Below are 17,121 nucleotides of genomic sequence, written 5' to 3'. Positions count from 1 at the left end.
CGCCAATGCCATCCCTGTAATGACGGAAATCGGAAGCGAACACAGCAAGGCCCGCTCGTTGCTGCTTCCGCTTGATGTGCGCGGGCTGAGCAAATCGTTCGGCAGCCGGAAGGCGGTCGACAACATCAGCCTGACCGTTGCCGAAACCGAGTTTGTGGTCTTGCTTGGGCCCAACGGCGCCGGCAAGACCACCTTGTTCCAGATGCTTTCCGGCCTGTTTACGGCCGACGCCGGCAGTGCAGCGATTTTCGGCGCCGAGATAGCGACTGCTCCCTTGCCCGCACTGGCCAAGCTCGGCATCGTGTTTCAGCAGCCGGCCATTGACCTTGATCTGTCCGTCAGGGCAAATCTGCAGTTCCAGTCCGATCTCCACGGTATTCCTCGCGCCGAAGCTCGCCGTCGTATCGTGCACTGGCTGGCGCGTTTCGGCCTCGCGGATCGCGCCGACGATCCGGTACGCACCTTATCGGGAGGAAATCGCCGCAGGGTTGAACTGGCCCGTGCCCTGCTATCCGGTCCGCGTCTTCTGCTGATGGATGAAGCTACGGTCGGTATCGATCCGGCATCGCGCATTCAGATCATTGCGGATGTCAAGGCTTTGTGCCGGGAACAGCGCCTTGGCGTGCTGTGGGCGACGCACCTGGTCGACGAAGCCGAGGCCGCCGACCGCATCGTGGTGCTGGCGAAGGGGCAGGTGAAATTCGATGGCACGGTCATGGAACTGAAGGCCGGTCACGGGCACGGCTCCGTGACCGATGCCTTCCTTCATCTGACGCGCTGACATCGCCGATTGCAGAATGCCGGTGCCGGGAAGTTCGGGCGCTGTGCAAAGGAGACGAAAAGATGGATAAGAAGACGAGGAAATATCGGCATCTGACTGCAATGGCCGCCATTCCTGCCGGCGCCCTCGCCGGTCTCCTCCTGCTCGCGCCGCATGTGCCGGAATGGTCGGCGACCGGCGCCGTCTTTGTGTCCAGCGAAAAGGACAACACGATCACCGTGCTGGACGGCAAGACGCAGCAGCAGATCGGTCTCATCAAGACATGCAAGCGCCCGCGCCACATGCAGTTCACACCCGACCGCAAGCGGCTCATCGCCGCCTGCGGGGATGACGGTGCCGCCGTGGTGGTCGACGTCGCCGCCAGAAAAGTCGTTGATAAAATCGCACTGGAAGAGGGGGCCGAGATTTTCGATCTGTCCCATGACGGCAAGACACTGTATTTTTCGAACGAAGACGAAGCTGCCGTGGTGGCCGTCGACCTCGCCACCAAGAAAACAACCGGCCAGATCAAGGTCGGACAGGAGCCGGAAGGCGTGCTGATCGCTCCCGATGGAAAAAACCTGTACGTTACCTCCGAGGTCGCCAGTCTGGTCCATGTGATTGACCTGGGCAGCGGCAAGGTGGTCAAGAACGTCGCGGTGGGCAAGCGCCCGCGACGGTTTGCGCTTACACCGGATGGAAAGGAACTGTGGGTGACGAATGAACTCGGTTCCTCGGTCAGCGTGATCCGCACGTCAGACTATACAGTCAGCCATACCATCAATTTCGAACCCAAGGGCATTCGTTCCGATCAGGTCACGCCGGTCGGCATGGTCATGTCGGGCGACGGCAAGACGGCGTTCGTCACGCTGGGCCGCGCCAATCATGTGGCGTTCGTCGACGTGGAAAGCAAGTCGGTCAGGAACATGGTGCTGGTGGGCAAGCGCGCCTGGGGCGTCGCACTGACGCGGGACAACAAATTGCTGTACGTTGCCAATGGCCTGTCGGACGATGTGTCCGTCGTCGATGTCGCGGCCGGCCGAGCGATCAAGTCCGTCAAGGTCGGGCGGGTGCCGCATAGCGTGGCGATCGATGACTGAAGATCTCTTTCAGCGTCGTCTGCGCGGAATGGCTCTGGCCGGCACGCTGGCCTGCATCAGCATGGCCCTGCCGGCGCGGGAGCTGCAGATCGGCGTAGTGTTCGATCCGGCCGATTCGCGCTATGACCGCACGCGGCTGGAAAAGAATTATCCCGGCCAGCCGCTGGGCCGGCCGAAGGCGGGCGCCGCGCTGGCCATCGCCGAATCCGAGTTCAGCCTGGCGCAGGCGGACCTGAAGGTCAGCCTGATCGACGTGGCGGCCGACAATATCGAAGACGCGCATGCGAAGATCGAGGCGCTCGCGAAGAAAGGGGTCATGCATTTCCTGCTCGATCTGCCCGGCTCCGCCGTGGAGCAGTTGAGCAAGGCGGCGCAGCCTGGCTCCGCGCTGCTGTTCAATGTCTCCGCCTCCGATCCCGCCTTGCGAAGAGCGGCATGCCACGCCCAGCTGTTCCATACCTTGCCCGACGAATCCATGCGCGCGGATGCGATCGCACAGTTTCTTGTCACGCGCAAATGGAGCAAGGTTCTGCTCCTTGCCGGCACCTCGCCGGCCGACCAGGTCATGCTGGCGGCGGCGCAGGGGGCGATCAAGCGCTACGGACTCAAGCCGGTGGCGAGCAAGAGCTTCAAGCTGTCCAATGATCCGCGTGAGCGCGACATGGCAAACGTCGCATTGCTCACCGCCGGCATCGACAGCGATGTAGTGTGGGTAGTCGACAGCGACGGCGAGTTCGCGCGCGACGTGCCTTACCGTACCGTGCTGCCGCGTCCGGTCGTCGGGAGCGCCGGCCTGGTGGCTGAAGGCTGGCATTCCTCCTGGGAGCGCAACGGCGCGCCGCAGCTGAACCGGCGCTTCAGGAAGGCGGAGAACCGGGTCATGGCAGCCGAGGATTGGGCGGCATGGATGGCAACCAAGGCCATCATTGAAGTAGCGCTCAAGCTGCCGGACGCAAGCCGGCATCGTGCCGCACTGCGCAGCCAGGAACTGGTGCTGGACGGCTTCAAGGGCGCACGGCTGTCGTTCCGGCCCTGGGACCAGCAATTGCGGCAGCCGGTGTTTCTGGCGCATGGAGGCATCGGCGGGGGCATTGCGGGGATTGCACCTTTCGACGGATTCCTGCATCCGAAGAACAACCTGGACACGCTGGGCGCCGATGAAAAGGAATCGTCCTGCAGGCTGGGGGATGCACCCGGCGCGACCGGACAGACCCAAACGGGAGCGAAAAAATGAGAACCGGTCATGCACTGCTTGCGCTGCGCGCCATTGCCGGCCGCGAGGTGCACAAGTTCCTGCGCCAGCCGGGCCGCCTGGTATCGTCGATGGTGCGGCCGGCGCTCTGGCTGGTGGTGTTTGCCGCCGGCTTCCAGAACGTGTTCGGCGTCGCGATCATTCCGCCCTACGACACCTATATCGAATACCGCGTCTACCTGCTGCCGGGGCTGGTGATGATGGTGTGCCTGTTCAACGGCATGCAATCTTCGCTGGCCATGGTGTACGACCGCGAGATGGGCGTCATGCGCCTGCTTCTGACGGCGCCTCTGCCGCGAACCTACCTGCTGGCCTGCAAGCTCGCGGGCGGCACCTTCCTGTCGGTCCTGCAAGCCATCGCCTTCATTGTCCTGGCGTTGCTGTTCGGCGTGGATCTCGGCCCACTCCAGATTTTGACGGGGCTGCCGGTCATCGTGCTTGGCGCGCTGATGCTGTCCGCTTTCGGCCTGATGCTGTCGGTCTATATCAGGCAGCTGGAAAACTTCGCAGGCACGATGAATTTCGTGATCTTTCCGATGTTCTTCCTGTCTTCCGCGCTGTACCCGCTGTGGAAGGTCCGCGAGTCCGGGGCGGAATGGATTTACCGGATCGCCAGCCTGAATCCGTTTACGCACGCGGTCGAAGCCCTGCGTTTCGCGCTGTATCTCCAGGTTGAGGCGACGTCGCTGACGGTCCTCGTGCTGTGCACGGCGGTGTTCTATTTCGTGGCGCTCATCGGCTACAACCCGCAGGGCAGCCTGATCCGCGCGGTGCGTCCGGCTTGAACGTGACGCTGGCTATTTGCCTGATTCAGCGGTCCCAGCAACTCCAGCAGCGAAGCGCTTCGAATTGGCGTCGCTGCGGAACAGGATGGGCTGTTCGTTCCGGGATCCCGCCGCCTGCTGCTGCTCCCTTTGCCTGCGTTCGGCCTGCAGGACGATGGCCTGCAAGTCCCCATGCAACGGCGATTTGCTGCAGACAGGGTCGGCGTTTTCGGCGGCGCCCGTCAAGGCATAGGCCTGGCAACGGCATCCGCCGAAATCTCTGGTCTTTTCCGGGCATGACCGGCACGGCTCCCGCATCCATCCGTCTCCGCGATAGCGGTTGAAGGCGGCGCTGCGGTACCAGATGTCATGCAGACTGCATTCACTGACATTGGGGAACTCCAAACCCGGCAGCGTCCGCGCGGCATGGCAGGGAAGGGCAATGCCGTCGGGCGAGATGGCAAGGAAAACCGAGCCCCATCCGTTCATGCAGGCCTTCGGCCGGCTTTCGAAATAATCCGGCACGACGAACAGGATGCGTATCCGATTGCCGTGGCGGGCCCGATAGTGGCTCACGACCGCTTCCGCCCGCTCCAGCTGTTCCCGGCTGGGCAGCAGGACGTCGCGGTTTGCCAGCCCCCAGCCGTAGTACTGCGTATTGGCCAGCTCCAGGTAATCCGCTCCCATCTCCAGCGCCATGTCGATGATGCGGTCCACATGATCCAGGTTATAGCGGTGCAGCACCACGTTCAGCACCATCGGATATTCATGCTGCTTGATCAATCGCGCGATCCGCGACTTCAGTTCGAAGGTTCTGGTATTCGACAGGAAATCGTTCATTTCCTTGCCGGAGTCCTGGAACGACAGCTGAATATGGTCCAGCCCTTCCTGCCGCATGCGCGCGATGCGTGCCTCGTTCATGCCGACGCCGGAAGTGATGAGGTTGGTGTAGTAGCCAAGGCGGTGGGCTTCGCCGATCAGGTCTTCCAGGTCGTCGCGCGCGAGCGGTTCGCCGCCCGAAAAGCCGATCTGCGCCGCCCCGAGACGGCGCGCCTGGCGCATGACATCGATCCACTGTGCGGTGCTCAGTTCCGGCCCGCTCGCCGCGTAATCGAGAGGATTGGAGCAGTACAGGCAGTGCATGGGGCAGCGATAGGTCAGTTCCGCCAGCAGCCAGAGCGGAGGAGCGATACCGGGGGCCGCGGCGCCTTGGGCGGCTTCGCCATGGAACTCAGACAAGCCAGCCTCGTTCGGTTGCGGTGCTCAGGAAACTCTTGACATCGTCTTCGAGGCCCGAGGTGGAAAAAGACTGCTCCAGTTCGCGCACAAGCTGGCCGACATCATGCTCGCCGTCGCATCGCTTCAGGATCTCCGCCGCGCTCTGGTTCAGCCTCACCATGCCTTCCGGGTAGAGCAGGACGTAATTGCCTTGCGTTTCCTCCCATTGAAAACGAAACAGGCGGGAGAGTTTCGGCTTGTCGGGAACAGTTGTCATCGTCATCTCCCCCTCCATGTCAAGGATAGGCTTTTTCCACCGCATCGAGCATGGCCCACAGGATATCGAGCTTGAATTGCAGGATCTCCAGCGCGCGCTCCTGTTGCGCGCGGCTGGTGAAATGATCCAGCGTTACCTGCAAGCCATGGCCGACATCACGTTCGGCCAGCGTGATGCGTTCGCGGAAGTAGCGCAAGCCGTCGGGGTCGATCCAGGGGTAATGCTGCGGCCAGCCGGCAAGGCGATCCTTGTGGATGCGCGGCGCGAACATTTCCGTCAGCGAGGAGCAGACCGCCTCATGCCACGGGGCGGTCCTGGCGAAATTGACATAGGCATCCACCGCGAAGCGCACGCCCGGCACCACCAGCCCGAGCGACCATAACTCATCGCGCGGAATGCCGACCGCCACGCCGAGCCGGGACCATGCCTCGATGCCGCCTTCATGGCTGTCGTCGCCGTCGTGATCGAGAATGCGCCGCACCCACTTGCGCCGCGTGTCACGGTCCGGACAGTTGGCGATGATTGCCGCGTCCTTCTGCGGAATCCTGATCTGGTAATAAAAGCGATTGGCCACCCAGCCGCGAATCTGCTCCGGAGAGAGCAGGCCGCTGTTCATCCTGATATTGAACGGATGATGAATGTGATATCCCGCTCCCTTCGCCCGCAGCTGCTGCTCGAATTCTTCACGGCTCCATGGCGGCAGAAGCTTGCGGTCGGTGACCGTGTTCATAGCAGGATCTCCATGCCGTCATGCGCGACTTCGATGCCGTGCCGCGAGAGCAGCGCCCGCTCGGCGGAATCTTCATCGAGTATCGGGTTCGTATTGTTGATATGAACAAGGATCTTGCGCCGCGGCCCGAGCGTATCCAGGAGTTCGATCATGCCGCCGGTGCCGTACAAGTGCAGATGCCCCATGTCGGATGCCGTCTTGGCCGACAATCCCATGCGTATCATCTCGTCTCCGGTCCACAGGGTGCCGTCGACGAGCACGCAGTCGGCGCTGCGCATGGCGGTCTCGACACGGGGATCGATTTCCCCGAGTCCCGGCGCATAAAACAACACTTTGCCGCTTGCCGTATTTTCAACTAGCAGGCCGCAGTTGTCGTCCGCCCGTGGCTGCTGCCGGTGAGGGGAATAAGGCGGCGCCTTGCTTTTCAAGGCCACCGGGATGAAGCGGATACCGGCAATGCCTGGTATGGCGACCGGCGAAAGATCGTCCGCGGCGCCTGCGATGGGATGCCAGCGCATGCCGCAGTAATGCCCCAGCACGGAAGCCAGCGGCAGGCCGTGGTTCAGATCGTCCCACACCGATGGCGTGCAGTACAACTCCAGGGGCTTGCCCTCGCGCAGCATCAGCAAGCCGGCAACATGGTCTATCTGCGCATCCATCAGCATCACCGCCGCGATCCCGGTATCGCGGTCGGCGCGGCCAGGCTGCAATGCCGGGGTCGCCTGTATCTGGGCCAGTATGTCGGGCGAGGCATTGATCAGCACCCAGTTCACGCCGTCTGCGGAAACGGCGATCGAGGATTGCGTGCGGGCGCGGGCCCGTATCGTTCCCTTGCGGATGCCGTCGCAGTTGCGGCAGTTGCAATTCCATTGCGGAAAACCGCCGCCCGCCGAGGAGCCCAGGATGATGATCTTCATTGCAGGGCAGGGACGCAGGAAGGAGCACGGCGAAACGCTTCCGCGTTCGCCGCGCCCCATTCACCGGCCGCGTCAGATTCGCTTCAGCGGCTGGCGATATACATGGTGATTTCGAATCCGAAGCGCAGATCGGAAAATTCGGGTTTGGTCCATTTCATGGCAGTCTCCTTGCATGGCAAATATGAATGGGTTGAAAGATCCCTGGCAATTACCCTTATCCTGCACGTCTCCCAACGTCCTTATTGGGCCAAGCCGGTGCATTGAATTGAACAGGCAATCTTTATGCCGAAGCCTGCATCGCTACCGTTTCATGATGGATATCTTCCGGTGGGCGGCGGACATGAACTGTATGTCGCCCAGTACGGCCGCGCGGATGCGAGCGCCTCCCTGGTATTACACGGCGGACCCGGCAGCGGGTGCAAGCTCAATATGCTCGACTGGTTTGATCTGGCTCAAGACCGGGTGGTCTTGCTCGATCAGCGCGGCGCGGGAAGAAGCCGTCCCGGCGGAGAAACCGGGAATAACCGCACCGCAGACCTGGTGGAGGACATAGAGCGCGTTCGTACGCATCTCGGCCTTGGCCGCGTGCTGCTGGTCGGAGGCTCCTGGGGCGGCACGCTGGCGCTGTGTTATGCCGGGCACTATCCGGATGCCGTTCGCGGCCTGGTGCTGAGAGGCGTGTTCCTTGCAAGCAGAAGGGAAGCCGAGTGGTTCTTCCAGGACTTGAGAGCGATGGTGCCGGTTGGATGGCAGGAATTGACCGTCGGCTGGACGGCATTGCAGAAGCGGAATGTGCTCCAAACCTTGATAGCGCAGTTACAGAATGTTCCGAAGCAGGAACAGCGCGAGGCGGCACACCGGTGGGGAAAATATGAGGAAGCGGTAATGCAGGCGATGAGCGGCCGGCCTGCTGCAGCCGTCGAGTTCGATCCTGCCTGGCTCGCCAAATACCGGATACAGGCCCATTACCTCGGCAATGCCTGCTTCACAAGTCCGCGCCGGCTGTTTCGTTGCGCGCAGCGTGCCGCCGGAATACCCGCAATTTTGCTGCACGGCACCCGCGACTGGATTTGCCCTCCTGAAAACGCCTTGCGGCTGGCCCGCTTCATGCCGCATGCGCAATTGCGCTGGGTTGCAAATGGAACGCACGCGCCGTCCGATCCGGCGATTCTTGAAGCTTTGCGGCAGGCGATCCGGGACTTGCAGGACCCGGCGCCAGCACGCATCGCGCATGACCCGCCGACGGCGGGTTCCAATAATGATGAACCGTTCAATTCAAGAAGGAGGTTGCCATGAAGATCGTTATTCAGCTGGTGGCAGCATCGTTGCTGAGCATGGGGGTCGCAGGCGGGCCATTTTATGCTCAGGCCCAGGACAAGCCTGCCGCTCCGGAAAAGGATGAGGCGAAGATGGACCCGAAAGGCGTGCCGGGCAGTCCTTCCACACAGGGCGGCAAGGCGCCGGCCGAGGCATCCGGATCTTCTACCGGCTCGTCTTCCGGCTCAGCCTCCGACAACGCATCCGGTGCATCCGGACCGAGTACGGACAGGGCGGCGAAATCCGGGGAAGAGGTGACGATGTCCAGGGATGAATCGAAGTCGGATGCGAAGGGCATACCGGGCAGCCCGACGACACAGAGCGGACAACAGCCCAAATCCAGCCAGTAGGCGTGGTTTTCCGTCGGCCCCGCTTATCGGGAAGCGCCCGCGCCTGTATCCATGCTCTCCGAAGGAGTCATGGTGATTCGCTGGATAAGCGTCATGTTCTTGCCGCCAAGCTTGACTTCCAGCGTGCCCATGATCCGGCTGTTCCAGCGTTCCCAGCGGGCTGATCCGGTGGTGCCGCTTCCTTCGCCGCATAGCAGCAAATAGGAAGCGGTTTCTGCGGCCTGCCGCTCATCGCCCAGCCGGCAGCCTTGCAGCGCGGGATGGCCGAGGAGCGGGAAGGTCGCCGGGACATTCCCCGGCATCAGGCAACGCAGCTCCCGGACCGCAGCCTGGCGGAGGTTTTCTTCCAGATGCGGCATTACGGTTTCAACTAGAACATCGTACATTCTGCAGGCGGCCTGCTCCGCCTTTGCGGGCGAGGGAACCGATACCATGCCGAGCACGGATGCGAACAAGCCAACCCTGAACTTTCCGGAGACCCCTGATGGTCCGCAGGGAGGCAGCGAAACGGGTACACGGAATAAATGCATGATCGGATGCGGCATGGCGATGACGGTCTCTTCAGCCTGCACCGGCATGGCAAGCGCCGGTCTTTACGGCCGGCTGCACCAGCCCCTCCAGCAGCTGCGGATGACGCGCAAGGAGATGATGCTGTACCTGCAGCACCGAAGCGCTTGCCGGCGCGCGAGGGCGAGGCAGTGGAACGGCATAGTCCAGGATGACGCGGGCCGGGCGGGCGGAAAGAAACAGGATGCGATCGGCAAGGCTCACCGCTTCAGCCAGATTGTGCGTGACGAACAGCACCGTAGGCGAGGTACGCCGCCACAGGTCGGCCAGCATGCTGCGCAGCTGCTCGGCGGTCGGCGCATCCAGCGATTCGAAAGGCTCGTCCATCAATAGCAGGGCCGGTTCGATGATGAATGCGCGCAGCAAGGCGACGCGCCGGCGCATGCCTGCCGATAACTGGCCCGGAAACATCATGGCGAAATCCTTCAATCCCACCATGTCAAGCATCTCCCTGACACGTGCATCGTCCTGCAGCGCATTGCGCGTACCGGCGTACGGCCTCAATACCAGGTCGATGTTCTGGCGCACGGTCAGCCATGGCATCAGGCGCGGTTCCTGGAACATGAATCCTATCCTTGGCGAATCCTGGGACGCGCCGCGGGCCTCCATGCGGATGCAGCCGTCCATGTCGGCATCGAGCCCCGCGACCAGGCCGAGCAGCGTGGTTTTTCCCGCTCCGGACGGACCGACGATGGCCACGAACTCGCCGCGTTGAGCATTGAACGCCAGGTCCCTGATCGCACAGACACCGTTGGGAAACATCTTGCTGCGGACCTGGACGGCGAGCGAAGTCATGTTCTCCACCGGGTCAAACGGGAGGCGAGCGGACGAAACAGCAGGGTTTCAATGATGAAAATGACGAGGATGAACGCGAGCGTGTAGGCAAGAATATTTGCAATGTCGAAAAAGTGGAAGAAGCTTGCAAGCCGGAATCCGATGCCGTCGCTGCGCCCGAGCAGTTCCACGACCAGGACGATTTTCCAGATCAGCGACAAGCCGTTGCGGGCGGACGCGAAGAGGTAGGGGTAGAGCTGCGGCAGATAGACCGCGAAAAACGTATCGCGCCGCGAAAGACGATAGACGCTGGCCACCTGCAGCAGCTGCCGGTCGATCGTGCGCGCGCCTTCACGGATGGTCACGGCGACCATCGGAATCTTGTTGAGCGTCACGGCAATGATGGCGGCGGTTTCGGTGAGGCCGAGCCAGACATAGCAGAGAATGATCGTGACCAGCGCCGGAATGTTCATGCCGAGGACGACAAGGATGTCCAGCCGGCTGTCCCAGCGCCGGAAGCTGCCCATGACAATCCCGAGCGCGACGCCGATCAGCATGGCAAGCAGGAAGCTGACTGCCACCCTGAAGAGCGTTTTGGCAAGGTGAAACAGCAATTCGCCCGCATAGAGCTCTTCCCATAAGGCACGCAGCACGTCCAGCGGCGAAGGCAGGCTTTTGCTTTGCAGTCCGAGCGCCGCCAGTTCCCAGATGCACAGCAGAACAAGCACCGACGCAAGCCGCTGCCCGACATCAGGCCAGGAAGCACGGCCGGACTTCGCGGGCCTTAGCACGCCGGTAGTTGAAAGCTCGGCCAAAATGTCCCCGGTGCAAGAGTGGTGGTGTCGCCGACGAGCTGTCTGCCGCCGACCTCGGCCAGAATTCCGTAGGTCTTCTCGACGGCAGCCATGGTTGCCTGCCCCGAACAGGTAGGTATGCCTTCCCGAAAACCCTTGATCAGGGCCTTGAAGATCACCTCCGATTCGGCGCGCATCCTTGGCCTCAGCCTTTCCCATTCGGCGTCCGAATGTGCAAGGAGCGCCTTTGCTTCGTAGGAAGCCTTCAGAAAGCCTTTCACGGCGTCCTGGTTTCCGGCCGCCCAGTCATCGCGAAAAACCCAGCCGAGCAGGGGAATCGGTTTGTCGATGCCGAGTCCGCGAAGGATTTCCGGCATCGTGACCAGGGCATGCATGCCGTTGGCTTCAAGCCGTGCGGCGTAATGCCAGTAGTTGAGCGCGCCGTCGACCTGGCCGCGCATAGCCAGTTCGTTGAGCAGGGGAGGAGCGGCAAAGCTCGGTTTCAGGAAGCGCGTCAGATCGGCGTCCAGATGTCTTTGAGCATAGGCACGCAGCAAGAGCCAGGTCTTGTCGTTGGGGCCGCCCGCAACGCCGAGCTTGCGGTCCTTCAGGTCGGCCAGCTTGCGATAGGGGCTGTCATTCTTCACCATCAGCGATCCGACCGCATTGGAGAACGGAACGAATGCATAGAGATTCGACCGCGCGCGCTGGCGCGACACCCAGATCCAGTCGGACACGATCACATCCACGGCACCGCCTTGCAGCGCGACGGTGGAAGCATCGCCGGAAGCCAGCTTCACCTCGACCAGTTCGATACCCTGCTTGCGGGCGAGTCCATGCGCTTGCATGACATCAACTTCCCAGTTGACCGAACCGAATTCGAGCACGCCGACACGCACCTTGGCAGGCGCCTTGTCGCTGGCATGAGCGGAACAGGCCAGCGTGGCGGCGACGGCCACAGCCATCCACACCAGGCGCAGCCGATAAGGCTGACGAGCATTCTTGCTGAACATGTCGATCGCTGTTCCGTTTGCCGAGGAATCGTCAGAGGCTTGAAGCAATATCCATTCCGTGGATCAGGAGAACACCATTGGCATGAACCCTGCTGTATCCGCGTGTGCCATGCGCGGTATTGCTCAGGTTGGCCCGTATTGCCTCGCTGCGTCTTGCCATCCCGGACGCGGGCGATTCGAACGCATTGACACTCGTACCGGAACAGCTGTCCCGGAACCGGAACAACAACCTTCATGAATGTCAGAGTCATTTCCATTGCTGCGGCGCCGAGCAGGGGGGAAAGCGCCGGGCGCCAGCCGCGCGACGGCGCAGGGCAGGGTGCGCTCACATGACATGGAACCGTATGAGGATCGGCCCGTTTGCATTACTGCTGGCGCTGCCGATATTGATAATGCGCCCCGCCGCAACGGCTGATTGGTCCGGGTATGAAAAGCTCGAACGGGACAGGATCATCGAGATGCTGGACAAGGCAAGCTCCTCGACCCCGGTCAGTTTTTATGCAAAGAACCTGTCCGGGCTCGATTTGTCGGGAGTCGACTTCAAGCGGGCCAATCTCGCCGCCGCCGTCCTGAACGGCAGCAAGCTTGCGGGCGCCAATCTTTCCGGCTGCAACCTGACCGTCAGTTTCGCCGAAGGCGCGAATCTGTCCGGCGCCAATCTGCAAGGCGCAATGATGTTTTCCATGCAGCTCCAGGGTGCCAACCTGTCCGGCGCCAATCTTTCCGGAGCGCGTTTCGTCGGTGACCTGCGCAGGGCGAATCTGGAAAAGGCAGTGCTTACCAACATGGATGGTGCAGCGGACATGAAGAACCAGTCGATGGGGCTGATGCGCGCGAACATGGCCTCGGCCAACCTGAAGAATGCCAATCTGTCCGGCGCGAATTTATCGCGCGCGGATTTCAGCTTTGCAAACCTGTCCGGCGCCGACCTCACGGGCAGCCGGCTGCAGGGCGCCGAGTTCAGCGGCACCGATCTGCGTCATGCAAGGCTGGTGGATGCCGACCTGAGCGGTTCGAAATTCATCGATACCGACTTCACGGGCGCTGATTTAACGAACGCCAATTTCACCGGCGCCACATTTCGCAGCGTCATCGGACTCGACAAGGCGAATACCCAAGGTGCCCGCGGCCTTGAAGCCGGGTTGAAGTAAGCGGGCGCACATCGAAAGTTGCCCTTGTTTCAGCACCTGCCGCTTCATGACGGGTTATGTTGTTGCCGGGTGCCGGCCGGGCGGAACAGTTCATCCGCCTCGCGCGAGAATGCATGGGCGAGCGACAAATGCGCTGTGTGCCTTGCCATGACGAGGCCGATGCGCCGGACCGGCGCGCGGTTCGGCAAGGGAATGCGGGCCAGCGACAGGCCGCTCGACCAGATCGATGGCCAGTCAGGCAGCAGTGCCACCCCCAAACCCTTGTCGACCAGCGCCGCGATGGCCAGCAATCCGTCGATCTCGAGCCGCTGGCGAGGCCGGATGCCGTGGTCGCGCAAATACCGGTCGGCCAATTGCCCGCCCAGTACCGAACGGTCATAGCGGATGAACGGCTCCTCCTTCAGCAAGGCATGCGCATCCCGTCCCGCGAAATGCCGCGGCGCGACCACCACGAGCGGTTCTTCCGTCAGCACCTGCCATTCGCAGGTCTTGGGAAGCGCAGACTGCGGCTCGACGACGATCGCAATGTCGAGTTCGCCAGCGCCGACCTTGCGGCACAGATCAACCGACTTGCCGGGTTCGACGAAGATCTTCACATCCGGATGACGCGCATACAGCCGCTCCAGTACCGCTGGCAGCACGCTTGTCATTGCCGAATGGAAGGTGCCCAGGCGCAGTTCCCCGGCCAGGGTGTCGCCGTCCTGCGCCACTGCCCGCATGTCGCGGACCGCCCGCAGCACCGATTGCGCACTGTCCATGATCTTGACGCCTTCCGCAGTCGGCCGCACGTAGCGGCCCGAGCGCTGGATCAGCGACGCGCCCAGGTCTTCTTCCAGCGCCCGGATGCGGGCCGCCACGGCAGCCGGCGTCAGATCGAGGCGCCGCGCCGCCTCGGCGATCGATCCGCACTGCAGCACTTCCACGAAGCTCTGTATGTAACGCATGTCCATGGTTGATCCATCGCCCGAGGAGGGTTAAAAAGATAATTATTTTATGGTTTGAAGATGAAAGAAGCTACTTTGATTTTCGTGTTGGAAGATTGATACTGCCTCAACCAAAAGTGGTTCAAAGACATCTCAAAGGTATTTCAAAGGCATTTTCCGGCGTCGGGCTGGTTCGTCATTGAAGCAGCTCGATCGCCGGCATGCGCAATTTGATGATTCACACGCTTATCGAGGACTGGATGGATGATTCGAACAAGAAGGACGACAAACCGGCAGAGGGATTGCGCAAGGGCTTGACCAGCTATGGGGACAGCGGCTTTTCGCTGTTCCTGCGCAAGGCATTCATCAAGGGCGCCGGCTATACCGACAATGCCTTGGACCGGCCGGTGATCGGCATTGCCAATACCGGCAGCGCCTACAACCCCTGCCACGGCAACATGCCGCAGCTGATCGAAGCGGTCAAGCGCGGCGTCATGCTGGCCGGCGGCCTGCCGATGGACTTCCCCACGATATCCATCCATGAGAGCTTCGCCTCGCCGACCTCCATGTATCTGCGCAACCTGATGTCCATCGACACCGAGGAAATGATCCGCGCCCAGCCGATGGATGCGGTGGTGCTCATCGGCGGCTGCGACAAGACCGTGCCCGCTCAGCTGATGGGTGCAGCTTCGGCCGGCATCCCTGCAATCCAGCTGGTGACGGGCTCCATGCTGACCGGATCGCACCGCGCCGAACGCGTGGGCGCCTGCACCGACTGCCGCCGCTACTGGGGCAAGTACCGCGCCGAGGAAATCGACGGCGAGGAGATCGCCGACGTTAACAACCAGCTCGTTGCCAGCGTCGGCACCTGCTCCGTCATGGGCACCGCGAGCACCATGGCCTGCGTGACCGAAGCGCTGGGCATGATGGTGCCGGGAGGCGCTTCGCCGCCGGCGGTCACCGCCGACCGCATCCGCGTCGCCGAGCGTACCGGCGCGACCGCCGTGGCTATGGCAAAGCAAGGCCTGACGCCCGACAAGATCATGACCGGCAAGGCCTTCGAGAATGCCCTGCGCGTGCTGCTGGCCATCGGCGGCTCCACCAACGGCATCATTCACCTGACCGCGATGGCCGGCCGCCTCGGCTTTGACATCGACCTCGAGCGGCTCGACGCGATGGGGCGCGAAACGCCGGTGCTGATCGACTTGAAGCCGTCCGGCCAGTACTACATGGAAGACCTGCATAAAGCCGGCGGCGTGCATGCGCTGCTGCGCGAACTCAAGCCGCTGCTGCATCTCGATACGCTGACGGTCACCGGCCGCACACTCGGCGAGGAACTGGAAAGCGCCGGCCCCGGCTTTCCGCAGAACGTGGTGCGCCCGTTCTCCCAGCCGATCTATCCCCAGGGCGGCATTGCCGTACTGCGCGGCAATCTCGCCCCCGGCGGCGCCATCATCAAGCAGTCGGCTGCCAACCCGGAACTGATGGAGCATGAAGGCCGCGCCGTGGTATTCGAAAACCTCGAAGACCTGGTGACGCGCATCGACGATGAAGACCTCGATGTGAAAGCCGATGACGTGCTGGTGCTCAAGCATATCGGCCCGACCGGCGCCAGCATGCCGGAAGCCGGGTACATGCCGATTCCGAAGAAGCTGGCGCGTGCCGGCGTGAAAGACATGGTGCGCATTTCCGACGGCCGCATGAGCGGCACGGCGGCAGGCACCATCGTGCTGCATGTCACGCCGGAGTCGGCCGTCGGCGGTCCGCTTGCCTATGTGAAGAGCGGAGACCGCATCCGCCTGAGCGTGAAGAACCGCGAGATCAGCATGCTGGTATCCGAGGCTGAAATGGAAACCCGGCGCAAGGACAATCCGGTCACGCCCCCGACTGCGGAGCGCGGCTATCGCCAGCTGTTCCTGAAATGCGTGACGCAGGCGGACAAGGGCGTGGACTTCGACTTCCTGCGCGCCGGCGAAACGACGGAGCGCATTCCGCGCGACCGCGGCTGAAGACCGCGGCGAGACGAGATAGATGCTCGTCGCATGCAGGGAAAGAGCAGGGCGCTTCATGGAGCTTCATGGAGAGAAGACGGACAACGAACCTGCGCGCCTGCATGGCATGGATTCCGGCTGACGGAACGGATCCGCATTACCACCTATAAAGGAGGAGACACCCATGAAATTTCCAACCACGTGCAAGACCATCGTCCGCATGCTCGGCCTGCTGGGCGCGGCCGCAGGCCTCACCCTTGCAGCCGCCGGCCCGGCGCAGGCTGCCTATCCCGACAAGCCGATCAAGCTGGTGGTGCCTTATCCGCCCGGCGGCGCCACCGACATCATCGGCCGCGTGGTCGCACAGAAGCTCGGAGGCGCGCTCGGCCAGCAGGTGGTGGTCGACAATCGCGGCGGCGCGGGCGGCAATATCGGCGCGGCCGCGGTGGCCAAGGCGGAGCCCGACGGCTACACGCTCCTGATGGGCGCGCTGACCTCGCATTCCATCATGCAGACGCTGGAGCGCAAGTCGCTGGGCTACAACCTGGAAAAGGATTTTGCGCCCATCACCATGGTGGGCTCGGTGCCCCTGGTGTTCGTCGTGCACCCGTCGGTGCCCGCCAAGAACCTGAAGGAACTGATCGCCTATGCCAAGTCCAAGCCCGGCTACCTGACTTACGCCTCATCGGGCGCCGGCGCGCCGCAGCGCATGGCGGCCGAACTGTTCAAGCGCACCGCAGGCGTGGACATGATGCATGTGCCCTACAAGGGTAGCGGCCCCGCGATGAACGATCTGGTCGGCGGCCAGGTATTGACGATGGTCGAGACGGTGCCTGCGGCGCAGGGCTTCATCAAGGCCGGCAAGCTGCGCGCCCTCGCGGTCACCACGCCGCAGCGCATTTCCATGCTGCCGGACGTGCCCACCGCCAGCGAGGAAGGCCTCACCGGCTTTTCGGTCAGTTCGATGTTCGGCGTGCTGGCGCCGGCGAATACGCCGAAACCCATCGTCGACCGGCTGAATGCGGAACTGGTCAAGATTCTTCAGATGCCCGAAGTCAAGGAGCAATTGCTCCAGCAGGGCGCCTACGCGATGTCGACTTCGCCTGACCAGACCAGCGAGCGGATCAGGCAGGAAATTTCCATGTGGGCCAAGGTGATCGAGGAGGCCAAGATCACCAACGATTGATCGGGGCGGCACCGACGCGACACCGACGCGACACCGA

The 17,121-nt window shown here is 62.5% G+C and carries 19 protein-coding genes; 9 read left to right on the top strand and 10 right to left on the bottom strand.

Annotation, left to right across the window (positions count from 1 at the left end):
- Positions 1-19 precede the first annotated feature (19 nt).
- The 4 genes from IGW03_RS16555 to IGW03_RS16540 all read left to right on the top strand — a co-directional run bounded on the left by IGW03_RS16555 (position 20) and on the right by IGW03_RS16540 (position 3,897).
- Positions 20-781, top strand: coding sequence for an ABC transporter ATP-binding protein (locus IGW03_RS16555; protein ID WP_194723664.1), 762 nt, complete (start codon positions 20-22; stop codon positions 779-781).
- A gap of 62 nt (positions 782-843) precedes the next feature.
- The gene (locus IGW03_RS16550; protein WP_228535635.1) at positions 844-1,860 is read left to right on the top strand and encodes a PQQ-dependent catabolism-associated beta-propeller protein; all 1,017 of its coding nucleotides are present in this window, start codon (positions 844-846) and stop codon (positions 1,858-1,860) included.
- The gene (locus tag IGW03_RS16545) at positions 1,853-3,094 is read left to right on the top strand and encodes an ABC transporter substrate-binding protein (protein WP_228535633.1); all 1,242 of its coding nucleotides are present in this window, start codon (positions 1,853-1,855) and stop codon (positions 3,092-3,094) included. Before IGW03_RS16550 ends, IGW03_RS16545 begins: the two co-directional genes overlap by 8 nt.
- Entirely contained in the window at positions 3,091-3,897 is an 807-nt protein-coding gene (locus tag IGW03_RS16540; RefSeq protein WP_194723663.1) for an ABC transporter permease, read from the top strand. The genes IGW03_RS16545 and IGW03_RS16540 overlap by 4 nt, the downstream gene beginning before the upstream one ends.
- A 12-nt stretch (positions 3,898-3,909) precedes the next feature.
- Here IGW03_RS16540 and pqqE read toward each other — a convergent pair whose 3' ends face one another.
- From pqqE to pqqA, 5 genes are all read right to left on the bottom strand, one after another.
- The gene (pqqE, locus tag IGW03_RS16535; protein WP_194723662.1) at positions 3,910-5,115 is read right to left on the bottom strand and encodes a pyrroloquinoline quinone biosynthesis protein PqqE; all 1,206 of its coding nucleotides are present in this window, start codon (positions 5,113-5,115) and stop codon (positions 3,910-3,912) included.
- Positions 5,108-5,371, bottom strand: coding sequence for a pyrroloquinoline quinone biosynthesis peptide chaperone PqqD (gene pqqD / locus IGW03_RS16530; RefSeq protein WP_194723735.1), 264 nt, complete (start codon positions 5,369-5,371; stop codon positions 5,108-5,110). The genes pqqE and pqqD overlap by 8 nt, the downstream gene beginning before the upstream one ends.
- 19 nt (positions 5,372-5,390) lie before the next feature.
- Entirely contained in the window at positions 5,391-6,101 is a 711-nt protein-coding gene (pqqC, locus tag IGW03_RS16525) for a pyrroloquinoline-quinone synthase PqqC (protein WP_194723661.1), read from the bottom strand.
- Entirely contained in the window at positions 6,098-7,018 is a 921-nt protein-coding gene (pqqB, locus tag IGW03_RS16520) for a pyrroloquinoline quinone biosynthesis protein PqqB (protein WP_194723660.1), read from the bottom strand. The genes pqqC and pqqB overlap by 4 nt, the downstream gene beginning before the upstream one ends.
- 83 nt (positions 7,019-7,101) lie before the next feature.
- Positions 7,102-7,176, bottom strand: coding sequence for a pyrroloquinoline quinone precursor peptide PqqA (pqqA, locus tag IGW03_RS16515; protein ID WP_194723734.1), 75 nt, complete (start codon positions 7,174-7,176; stop codon positions 7,102-7,104).
- 124 nt (positions 7,177-7,300) lie between these two features.
- Here pqqA and IGW03_RS16510 point away from each other — a divergent pair, with 124 nt between their 5' ends.
- Together IGW03_RS16510 and IGW03_RS16505 are read left to right on the top strand one after the other, a co-directional pair.
- Entirely contained in the window at positions 7,301-8,314 is a 1,014-nt protein-coding gene (locus IGW03_RS16510; protein ID WP_194723659.1) for an alpha/beta fold hydrolase, read from the top strand.
- Complete coding sequence (locus tag IGW03_RS16505; RefSeq protein WP_194723658.1) at positions 8,311-8,685, top strand: hypothetical protein; 375 nt, start codon at positions 8,311-8,313, stop codon at positions 8,683-8,685. Before IGW03_RS16510 ends, IGW03_RS16505 begins: the two co-directional genes overlap by 4 nt.
- A gap of 23 nt (positions 8,686-8,708) precedes the next feature.
- Here IGW03_RS16505 and IGW03_RS16500 read toward each other — a convergent pair whose 3' ends face one another.
- Genes IGW03_RS16500 through IGW03_RS16485 form a run of 4 tightly spaced genes read right to left on the bottom strand, consistent with a single transcriptional unit; the run spans position 8,709 to position 11,833 of the window.
- A complete protein-coding gene (locus IGW03_RS16500; protein WP_194723657.1) occupies positions 8,709-9,263 on the bottom strand; it encodes a hypothetical protein in 555 nt (184 codons plus the stop codon).
- Positions 9,247-10,047: an ABC transporter ATP-binding protein gene (locus IGW03_RS16495; protein ID WP_194723656.1), complete on the bottom strand. Its 801-nt coding sequence runs from the start codon at positions 10,045-10,047 to the stop codon at positions 9,247-9,249. Before IGW03_RS16495 ends, IGW03_RS16500 begins: the two co-directional genes overlap by 17 nt.
- A complete protein-coding gene (locus tag IGW03_RS16490; protein ID WP_228535631.1) occupies positions 10,044-10,841 on the bottom strand; it encodes an ABC transporter permease in 798 nt (265 codons plus the stop codon). The genes IGW03_RS16495 and IGW03_RS16490 overlap by 4 nt, the downstream gene beginning before the upstream one ends.
- The gene (locus IGW03_RS16485; RefSeq protein WP_228535629.1) at positions 10,811-11,833 is read right to left on the bottom strand and encodes an ABC transporter substrate-binding protein; all 1,023 of its coding nucleotides are present in this window, start codon (positions 11,831-11,833) and stop codon (positions 10,811-10,813) included. Before IGW03_RS16485 ends, IGW03_RS16490 begins: the two co-directional genes overlap by 31 nt.
- Before the next feature lie 329 nt (positions 11,834-12,162).
- Here IGW03_RS16485 and IGW03_RS16480 point away from each other — a divergent pair, with 329 nt between their 5' ends.
- On the top strand, positions 12,163-12,984 hold the full coding sequence (locus IGW03_RS16480; protein ID WP_194723655.1) for a pentapeptide repeat-containing protein: 822 nt from the start codon (positions 12,163-12,165) through the stop codon (positions 12,982-12,984).
- A 44-nt stretch (positions 12,985-13,028) separates the two neighbouring features.
- Here the strand turns inward: IGW03_RS16480 and IGW03_RS16475 are convergent, their stop codons facing one another.
- On the bottom strand, positions 13,029-13,934 hold the full coding sequence (locus IGW03_RS16475) for a LysR family transcriptional regulator (protein ID WP_194723654.1): 906 nt from the start codon (positions 13,932-13,934) through the stop codon (positions 13,029-13,031).
- Between the two features lie 233 nt (positions 13,935-14,167).
- Here IGW03_RS16475 and IGW03_RS16470 point away from each other — a divergent pair, with 233 nt between their 5' ends.
- Positions 14,168-15,916: an IlvD/Edd family dehydratase gene (locus tag IGW03_RS16470; RefSeq protein WP_194723731.1), complete on the top strand. Its 1,749-nt coding sequence runs from the start codon at positions 14,168-14,170 to the stop codon at positions 15,914-15,916.
- Positions 15,917-16,082: 166 nt separating this feature from the next.
- Positions 16,083-17,084 (top strand): tripartite tricarboxylate transporter substrate binding protein, encoded by a 1,002-nt coding sequence (locus IGW03_RS16465; RefSeq protein WP_438943651.1) that lies wholly within the window; start codon positions 16,083-16,085, stop codon positions 17,082-17,084.
- Positions 17,085-17,121 lie beyond the last annotated feature (37 nt).

Origin of the sequence: Noviherbaspirillum malthae, assembly GCF_015352985.1 — a bacterium.
GTDB classification, from domain to species: Bacteria; Pseudomonadota; Gammaproteobacteria; order Burkholderiales; family Burkholderiaceae_D; genus Noviherbaspirillum; species Noviherbaspirillum malthae.
Note: the sequence above shows the minus strand (reverse complement) of the source record. Positions and strands in the feature narration are given on the sequence as shown.